We start from the raw sequence: 6,663 nt of genomic DNA, 5'->3' as shown, positions 1-6,663 counted from the left end.
CTCGACCTGCCCAAGAGCGTCAGGATCACCTACGCGGTGTACGCGGACCACATCCACAGCCGGGAGCTGCTGCTGCGGCACACCGGAGACCTCTTCGGCAAGATCCGTGAGGGGAGGCTGCGGATCGACGTCAGTGAGCGCTACCGGCTGGGCGCGGCCGCTCAGGCACACGCGGACATCGAGTCGCGGCGCACCTCCGGCAAGCTGCTGCTCGACCCGAGCCGCTGAACCGGCCGCGCGTCGACCGCCCCTGGGGTCGTGGCCGACTGCCTGGCCGGACTGACCGGGTCACCAGCGGCCGGGCGGCCGACGACCGGTAGCGCGCGGCGGAACCGGCTGGTGCCGACCTTCGCCCACGGCTTCTCCTCGGCTTCCCCGAGCGGACTCAGAAGCCCGGGCGGGTCAGGCCGGTGCGTTTGACGGTGGCCAGGACCGGGGTGGTGTCGACCGAGGTGATCTGCTTCATGGCTCCGATGGTGTCGGTGAGGAAGCGGTAGAGCGCGTCCAGGTCGGTGGTGGTGACCATGACCAGGAGGTTGGCGGGTCCGGTGGTCGCGGCGGTGAAGCGGACGGCGGGTTCGCGGCTGAGCTGCTCGGCGGCGGCCTGGAGGGCGCTGGGTTCGACGGACAGCCACAGTTGGGCCTTGGTGCGCAGTCCGAGCAGGGCCAGGTCGGTCTCGGTGACCAGCCGAACCGTGCCGTCGTGCAGCAGTGCTTCCAGGCGGCGCCGTGCGGTGCGTGGTGTGGTGCCGGTCCGCTCGGCGAGCGTGGCGTAGTCGGCACGGGCGTTCTCGGTCAGGGCCTGGATCAGGGCCAGGTCCGCGGAGGGCAGGGGAGCCGGTGGCGGGGAGCTCAGCGGGAACGGCCGCACTCCGAGGCGCGCGGCCTCCTCGTCGTCCAGCAGCCGGGCACCCCAGTTGAGGGAGGCGGGGAAGACCCGCAGCAGGGTGTGGGAGGTCCAGCCGTGGACGGCGTCGGTGGCCGGCAGATCGCGCAGCAGGAGGCGATTGCGTGCCTCGGTCCCGTCCAGGAAGACGATGGTGCTGATCTCGTCGCCGCCGCCGAGGATGTCGACCCAGAGGGTGTCGGTGCGGCGCGCCAGGGTCGAGGCGACCGTTCTGATGCGCTCGGGACGGCAACGGATGCGCAGGGCCATGGGCACCAGGTGGGGGAAGCGGATCGGATTGCGCTCCGCGGTGGCGCGCAGCGTGCCATCGGCGTACAGCGGGCCGGCGCGGCGGACCACGGTGCGTTCGGACAGCCCCAGGCATACGGCGACGGCCCGCCAGGAAGCGCGCGGTGAAGCGATCAGAGCGGCGGCGATCCGCTGATCCGTCTCGTCCAGACTTTGGCGCACGATCGGCATTCTATGCGGCCTACTTGGCGCCCAATGTGAATTCCGAAGGACAATTCTGGCGTTGTATCGCCGTGTCGTCGAGGATGGATCACGCGCAGGCCGATGGGCCCGCACACCACCGACCACCCGTCCCCGCCGGCACACCCGGCACCTCCCGGCTCCCGGACACGACCGCGAGGTGACCCCCTCCGGACTGCGGACGGCCCGAACCGCGAAGGAGACACCGTGACCCCCCTCAACGTCCTCGCCATCTCGGGGAGCCTGCGCCGCGACTCCCTGAACACCACCCTGCTGCGGGAGGCCGAGCGTCTGGGCCCGCACCACCGCTTCGACCACTACGACGGGCTCGGCCGTCTGCCCCACTTCAACGAGGACGAGGAACACCCCGCGCCGTCCGCCGTCATCGACCTGCGCCGCCGCGTCCAGGAGGCGGACGCGGTGCTGATCGCCTCACCCGAATACAACGCCTCGATACCCGGAGCGCTGAAGAACGCCCTCGACTGGCTCTCCCGCCCGGCCGGTGACGACGGCCCGGCGCTCGCGCTGAAGCCGGTCGCCGTCGTCGGGGCTTCCCCCGGTCCTTTCGGCACCGTCCGGGCGCAGCTGGCCCTGCGCCAGGTGCTGCACAAGATGAACGCCCGCGTCGTGCAGCAGCCCGAGTTCCTCCTCTTCCAGGCCCACCAGCAGTTCGACGACGGCCGCCTCCCGGAGGACTCCCCGGCCCGGCAACTGCTGTGCGCGGTGCTCGACGCCCTCACCCAACTCACCATCAGCGAGCGGCAGCAGGCCCTGACGGGCGCATCCGTCCACTGACCTCGGTGCGGCCCCGCCGCGGCCCGGCAGGGGAGGGCGGAGCCGATGACCCGCACAAGGAGGGGAAACGACATGCACATCGGAACGCTGAACCGACAGTCCGCCGTCCGGTCGCTCGTACTGGGTGACGTACGTCTGACCTATGTCGTGGACGGCGCGATGGCCATGCTGCCGTCAGGTTTCTTCCCAGGTTTCGCCGAGGACTACTGGGACGCCCACCCGGAGCTGCTCGACGAGAAGGGCCGGCTGGCCATGTCGGCGGGCGGCCTGCTGGTCGAACGCGACGGCCGCCGCCTGCTCATCGATGCCGGGATGGGGCCCGTACGCGGGCCGATCCACGTCTCCGGCGAACCGGTGGGACACAGCGACTGCGGTGCGCTCCCCCAGATGCTCGCCGCGCTCGGGCACACACCCGAGGACATCGAGGCGGTGGCCTTCACCCACCTGCACGTCGATCACACCGGCTGGGCGTTCACACCGGAGAAGACCTTCCCGAAGGCCCGCTACCTCGTCGCCGCCCGGGAATGGGCCCCGCACAGCTGTGGCACGACCGTCCCGGGCGCCCCGACAGCGGACATCCTCACACTCATCGGTGCGGCCCACACCCCGATCGACGACGGCGAAGAGATCTTTCCCGGGGTGTGTGCACTGGTCACTCCGGGCCATTCCCCGGGACACACGTCGTACGTCATCACCGCCGGCAGCGAGCGGCTGGTCGTGCTCGGGGACGTGTTCCACACGCCGGCGCAGCTGGCGCATCCCGAGTGGCCGTCGCGGCCCGACGTGGACCAGAGCGGGGTGATGGCCGCACGCAAGCGCATCGCGGCGGAACTTGAGCGGCCGGGAACACTCGGCTTCGCGTTCCACTTCGGCGACCAGGCCTTCGGACGCCTGGCGGGCACCGACTGGGTGCCGGTCCCCGCTCGGGCACTCTTCCCTACTCCCAGGACGGTGTGACGGAGGACGCGGGCCGGGACGACGGCGTGGCAGGCGTTCGCCGGCCCGGCGCACCGGCCCCGGGCCGTCCGGCTGTCTCCGACAGCGCGCGGCGCACACCCCACACACAGCGAAGGCCGGTCCGGTACAACGAGGTACCGGACCGGCCTTCGCGAGGGTCAGCGGTGCCAGGAGTGACGCGTGAGGGCGGCCTCGACGGCCGAGGCCATCACACGCTCACCCGTGGCGTTCGGGTGCACCGGCGCCGCCGGTGTCTCGGGGGCGAAGGTCTCGATCCACCGCTCACCGGTCGGCTTGCAGAGGTCGTGACCGACGGTCGGCGTGTACGTGTTCACGTACCGCGCCCCGCTCTTGAAGGCCTGACGGGCCAGCATCGCGTTGAGTTCCTTCTCCTTGTCGCGAAGCCAGGCGAAGTCACCCATGGCGAGCGGCACCGTCTTGCTGGTGCAGCCCACGCCGTCGTCGGGGAAGAGGTCGGGGTAGCCGACCACCACGACCCGGGCGTGCGGCGCACGCTGGTGGATGCCGCGCAGCACCTGGGCGACCTTGGGTCCGGTCCGGGCGACCGCGTCCGAGATCTGGTCCGTCCCGGTGCCCGCGAAGTGGGTCCGGCAGGGGGTGCCGGCCGGATCGGTGGCCGTGAGCTGGGCGCAGGTGCCCAGCACGGTCGAGAAGCCGATGTCGTTGCCACCGATCGTCACGGTGACCAGGTCGGTTCTCCGGTTGACGGCGTCGAGCTGGGCCGGCACGCCATCGGCTTGAGGGGCCGTCAGGTCGGCGGTGGTGGCGCCCGAGCAGCTGACGTCCGTCAGCGTCGCGCTCTTGGACTGCGCGACCAGCGAGGGGTAGTTCTGGCTGGAGCGCAGGCAGGTGGCGTCGACCTGGGTGGGGACGAGCGGCGCGGAGGCGTACGAGTCGCCGAGAGCGACGTAGTCCACCGTGGTCCGGCCCGCCGTCACCGTGCTCGCCGCAGCCGTTCCGGCCGGGGCGAGAGCGGCCCCGGCGGAGAGCAGTGCGGCACCCACCGTGAGTGCGCGTCCCGCGCGGGAGGTGGGAAACAGTTTCCTCAAGATCTGTCCTTCCGTGATCGGTCGAGGGGGCTCCGCCGAGCGTGGACGTCAGGGGCCGGGCAGAGCACCCACCCTTCACACGTATCCGGAGGCGCTCAGGTGCCGGGTGCTCAGATAACGAATTGGGCACCGCTGTTCCGCCGGCGGCAGGCCGCACGCACCGAACTCGACGCGGGCCGCCCGGGTGCGGTCGCGGCGGTGACGGCCAACTCCCGCGCACTGATCGACCGCCGGCTCGTCCGGCGCGGCTGACGAAGGGGTGAGACGGAGTGCGTGGGGGATCCGGCCCGCCGTCGCCGTCGCCGTCACCGTCGCCGTCGCCGTCGACCGTCCGGCCGGGAGGGAGCTCGGGCGTCCTCGACTCGCCCTTCTCCACCCGGCCGTCGAGCACATCGACCGGGTGGCACGGCTGTACGAAGGACCTCACTCGTCCCGCGAACGCGGCGGTGTCCGGCTGGTGGACAGCCCGGTCGCGGGACGAGCGCAGAGGTCAGGCGCCGGGCGTCAGCAGGGTGTACATGACCGAACGCTGCTGCTTGTGACGCTGGATGCGGCCCTTGGCGACCAGCGACTCAAGGGTGTTGCGCACCACCTGCGGGGTGGGGGCGCGGTCCGGGTACTTCGCCATCAGCTCGTCCCGCAGTTCCTTCGCCAGCCGCGGCTCGTCGTGGTGGCCGAGCAGATCCGTGAGCAGGTCACCGAGCAGAGGCAGGCGCGACTTCCCCTTCGCGCCCGCCTGCGCCGAGCCTCCACCCGGAGCGCGCTTCGGCCTCCCGACGGCCGGTTCGTCCTGTAGCTGCTCCGGCAGACGCGACGCGTCCGCGAAGCCCTCGTACCGCTCGGTGAGGTTCAGGATGTCGGCCAGGAGTGCCTCCTCCTGCTTCAACATCTCGATCTTCGACGCCAGCTCCTGCTGCCGTCGGCGGTTCTCCTCCAGGTCCGATGCGGCTTGTTCCACGTACCGCGATCGGAGTGTGGCGGCTGACTGTGTGGTCAAGACCATTCACTCCTCGATATGGATGACGTTGCGCATGGTACCCACGCCGAAGGCCCTGTGCGGGAAAGTGTCAACGCCGGATGGTTCGCCGGGCATGTTCACTCTTCACGATAAGTGCCGATGTGCCTTCGTGTGGGAAGGTGGTGCCGACGTTTCCTACCCACATGAGCAGGCTCCCGAACGGGAAATGCCCGGTAGGTGTGCCGACGAACCGCGCGCGGCTCCTGCGCCGGACCCGCCGGCCGTATGACAACGTTGCCGGACACGTGGGTCCGTTCGGAAGGCCGTTGTGACGGCCGGGTGCTCGCCGGCGGAGGGCGGCGACACTTCTTCGCGAGGCGATATGTGTGCCAGGATACATGTGACCGAGTGGCGGACGGATGAACTCCGCGCAGGGCCGATCCGTTCATTCTCATGGCAGGCTCCGGCCGCCGGGCGACCGCTCCCCGAGTCCGGCGCGGCACGATCGACCCGCTCGCCTTCACGAGGCGACGAGCTGGTGAGAGGAGGAGCCCCTTGCACGTTCTCATCCCCGACGATCCGGTGTTCTTCGCGAAGTTCGAGAGCCTTGAGGAACCGCTGCTCCGGCACCTCCACCGACTGCACAGCGAGGGACTTGAAACCGACGACGAGGACGTCATCTCGGACGCCTACGACAGTTGGGTGCAGGTACTGGTGCAGCTGCCGCTGTGGTTCGAGTGGTACGCCACGAGCCGGTCCGCCGGCCCCACGCCGGGTGACCGGGCCCAGACCAGGTACGTGCTGTACGGTCCGGGCGGCGACCAGCTGACGAGCCTGTACCCGGTGGAGGTCGCGGCGGCCGACCTCGGGAATCTGCTCGCCTGTCTGGAACTGTTCGCCGCGGCCGACCAGGCCCGGAGCGCGGCGGCGAGCGAGGTCGGCACCGGGACACCCGCCCCACCGCCAGGGCGGGAGCAGGTTCTCCCCGACGCTCTCCGGCGGGTCCTGGACGTACTGCTGCTGACGCCGTCGGACGGGCTCCTGGACACCCTGCGGCAGGCCGGTGCCCCTGAGCCGGTCGTCTCGGTGACGCTGTCGGCCGAGCAGGAAATGGACTACCGGCGCTTCTGCGAGGACATCGTGGCCATACTCAGCTCGGGCGACGCGTTCGCCTATCGCAACCACCGCGCCCTGTACTTCTGAGGCGGAGCGGTACGGGCCGGTGGTCGGCTGCCGCGCCCGTGCACCGTCGCGTGCCCCAGGAGGGCGTGCCCAGGGCGGCCACCGGCATCCGGCGCCGGTGGCCGGATGTGTCCTGTGCCGGGCGGGTCCGGGACCTGCCACGCAGGGGGATCGTCATGCCTCCTCCTGACGGAGCCGGCCGTCGCGGATACGGACCCGCCGGCTCGCCCGTGCGCTCACCGCGTCGTCGTGCGTGATCACCAGCAGCGTCATGCCCTGCGCCTGGAGCACGTCGAAGAGCTCCAGCACCGATGCGGTGTTCTCGC

At 70.8% G+C, this 6,663-nt stretch carries 7 protein-coding genes; 4 read left to right on the top strand and 3 right to left on the bottom strand.

The window, feature by feature from the left end; genetic code table 11:
* Window positions 1–228 (top strand): zinc-binding dehydrogenase (locus IE273_RS42710; protein ID WP_189820497.1); only part of this gene is annotated, 228 nt, incomplete at its 5' end.
* Window positions 229–385: 157 nt separating this feature from the next.
* Here IE273_RS42710 and IE273_RS42705 read toward each other — a convergent pair.
* Window positions 386–1,366: an Lrp/AsnC family transcriptional regulator gene (locus IE273_RS42705; RefSeq protein ID WP_189820496.1), complete on the bottom strand. Its 981-nt coding sequence runs from the start codon at window positions 1,364–1,366 to the stop codon at window positions 386–388.
* Between the two features lie 216 nt (window positions 1,367–1,582).
* Here IE273_RS42705 and IE273_RS42700 point away from each other — a divergent pair, with 216 nt between their 5' ends.
* Both IE273_RS42700 and IE273_RS42695 read left to right on the top strand, forming a co-directional pair.
* Window positions 1,583–2,170 (top strand): NADPH-dependent FMN reductase, encoded by a 588-nt coding sequence (locus tag IE273_RS42700; RefSeq protein WP_189820495.1) that lies wholly within the window; start codon window positions 1,583–1,585, stop codon window positions 2,168–2,170.
* A gap of 72 nt (window positions 2,171–2,242) precedes the next feature.
* Window positions 2,243–3,127: an MBL fold metallo-hydrolase gene (locus IE273_RS42695; RefSeq protein ID WP_189820494.1), complete on the top strand. Its 885-nt coding sequence runs from the start codon at window positions 2,243–2,245 to the stop codon at window positions 3,125–3,127.
* Window positions 3,128–3,285: 158 nt separating this feature from the next.
* On the opposite strand, the gene IE273_RS42690 is transcribed toward IE273_RS42695, so the two are convergent.
* Complete coding sequence (locus tag IE273_RS42690; protein WP_189820498.1) at window positions 3,286–4,152, bottom strand: SGNH/GDSL hydrolase family protein; 867 nt, start codon at window positions 4,150–4,152, stop codon at window positions 3,286–3,288.
* A 535-nt stretch (window positions 4,153–4,687) separates the two neighbouring features.
* Complete coding sequence (locus IE273_RS42685; RefSeq protein ID WP_189820493.1) at window positions 4,688–5,194, bottom strand: hypothetical protein; 507 nt, start codon at window positions 5,192–5,194, stop codon at window positions 4,688–4,690.
* A 516-nt stretch (window positions 5,195–5,710) separates the two neighbouring features.
* Here IE273_RS42685 and IE273_RS42680 point away from each other — a divergent pair.
* A complete protein-coding gene (locus tag IE273_RS42680; RefSeq protein ID WP_189820492.1) occupies window positions 5,711–6,358 on the top strand; it encodes a hypothetical protein in 648 nt (215 codons plus the stop codon).
* The last annotated feature ends 305 nt before the right edge of the window (window positions 6,359–6,663 follow it).

This window comes from Streptomyces olivaceoviridis, assembly GCF_014650115.1.
In the GTDB taxonomy this organism is placed as follows: domain Bacteria; phylum Actinomycetota; class Actinomycetes; order Streptomycetales; family Streptomycetaceae; genus Streptomyces; species Streptomyces olivaceoviridis.
This window is presented reverse-complemented; position numbering and strand designations above follow the sequence as displayed.

Coding starts and splice junctions, on each gene's coding strand:
- IE273_RS42705 (WP_189820496.1), bottom strand. CDS start 1,366: ATGCCGATCGTGCGCCAAAGTCTGGACGAGACGGATCAGCGGATCGCC.
- IE273_RS42695 (WP_189820494.1), top strand. CDS start 2,243: ATGCACATCGGAACGCTGAACCGACAGTCCGCCGTCCGGTCGCTCGTA.